The sequence below is a fragment of the Dolichospermum sp. LEGE 00246 genome (assembly GCF_015207865.1).
Classification (GTDB): Bacteria; Cyanobacteriota; Cyanobacteriia; order Cyanobacteriales; family Nostocaceae; genus Dolichospermum; species Dolichospermum heterosporum.
Map to the genome: position 1 here is coordinate 1 of NZ_JADEWA010000701.1, position 1738 is coordinate 1738.

Consider the following 1738-nt stretch of genomic DNA (forward strand, 5'->3'; position numbering starts at 1 on the left):
GGAGTAGGGGGAGTGGGGGGGTGTTTTGATTTGGTAAAATTTTTCCTTTTAAATCACTTTCCTGGCGATAATCCACTACCGGGACCTTGGAACATTACCCAAGATAAAAAGAAGTTGCTAATAAATATAACTAATAGGGCTGTGACAACAGCAGTTGTGGTTGATTGTCCTACACCTTTAGCACCGCCTGTGGTAGTCAAGCCCCAGCTACATCCGATAATGGCGATTAGTACACCAAAGCAACAGGCTTTAATCATGGCGTTACCAATATCCCAAATATCAAGAAAGTCCCGGGCTGAGTCTAGAAATACTGTATCGGAAAGGTTGTAAATATGGGTGGCTATGAGCAGTCCTCCAGACATTCCTGTGATTAAGGATAGCAAAGTTAAGACGGGTAACATGATGAAGCAAGCCAGAAGTCGGGGAATAACTAGATAATCAATGGGATCTGTTTTTAACATTAACAGAGCATCTATTTGTTCTGTAACTTTCATTGTGCCGATTTCTGCTGCGAAAGCTGAACCTACCCGTCCTGCTAAAACTACTGCTGTCAATACGGGGCTAAGTTCTCTGGTTAATGCTACTGCTAATACGCCCCCAACGAGGTTTCCTGCCCCGAAGTTGATGAATTCCCGTGCTACCTGAATTGTGAATACTGCACCCACAAATATGGCTGTTAATAGGGCAATGAAGAAAGAGTCGGGTCCGACTATTGCCAATTGTTCTAGGGTGTTACGACGGTGAATTTTACCTTGAAGGAGGTGAAATATGACTTGTCCACCTAAAAAGGTCGCAGCCAGCAAGCGCTGACTCCATGTTCCTAAACTGGATTTGGCCATTGGTCACTGGTGGTGGGGGATAGAATTAACACTAGACAATATGCAAATTATTAACTTAGTTTACGGCTAGTCTCATAAAATTGAGCGAGTTTTTACAGTGGTTTTACTTCTAGTAAACTGCATACTGAGATGTAAATCCTGATTTTTTCAAGGTTTTACAGGTTTTAAACCTCAAAAATACCCAATGCACTTGGGGTAACTACTACCAGTGCAATTTAATGAAAACTTAAGATTCTTGACGAAATGAATGTTTGGGGGCGATCGCCAGTATTGTAGAAGTTGGCAGATAATTTTTCGGTTATCTCTCAAGTTACCCACTACCTCGGTCTGATTATGACTATATTTAGTAACTTTTTCCGATCTTTAGTCCTTACCACCATTTTTAGTTTTCTTGTCCCTGTCTTCCTTGTTGGTGGTTTGTTCTTGGTTTTATCACTTTCTAGCTATGTCCCTGGTCTACAAGGGATAATTTCGGATGTCTCTATGCAAATTCTGCGTTTTCTCGCTACTTTCGGTAGTGGTAGTTCCCTCAACGGTCTATTTACGATTAGTTTAACTTGCGGCTTTGTTGGGGCGCTCTTTGATATCTATGTTCATTACCGTTATCAAATTCTTCATACTGATTCTTGAATGTTGCAAAAGCGTTTAAGCCAGGTTGATGATTTAAAGAATCCCACAACGAGTAATCTTAATAATTGCGATCCATAGCTGAGTATTTCTATATTTACTAGAAGCTATTGGCTCTGTGCTGGAGATTTCTATTTTTTAAGGTCGTTATTTTCCCAAATTCTCGTGCAGTGCAGTGACACAACACAATAGGGTTGAGATGGGTATATTTGTGGTGAAGGCTAATATTTTTTAATACTTGGCTCTTGTTCCTTAAAAATACCAAATAAAAC

The 1738-nt window shown here is 40.3% G+C and carries 2 protein-coding genes; one reads left to right on the top strand and one right to left on the bottom strand.

The features are described 5' to 3' along the window. Window positions 1-53: 53 nt before the first annotated feature. Window positions 54-839: an MlaE family lipid ABC transporter permease subunit gene (locus tag IQ228_RS25730; RefSeq protein WP_027402668.1), complete on the bottom strand. Its 786-nt coding sequence runs from the start codon at window positions 837-839 to the stop codon at window positions 54-56. Window positions 840-1172: 333 nt separating this feature from the next. On the opposite strand from IQ228_RS25730, the gene IQ228_RS25735 reads away from it, so the two are divergent. Continuing rightward, entirely contained in the window at window positions 1173-1469 is a 297-nt protein-coding gene (locus IQ228_RS25735) for a hypothetical protein (RefSeq protein WP_193964962.1), read from the top strand. Window positions 1470-1738 lie beyond the last annotated feature (269 nt).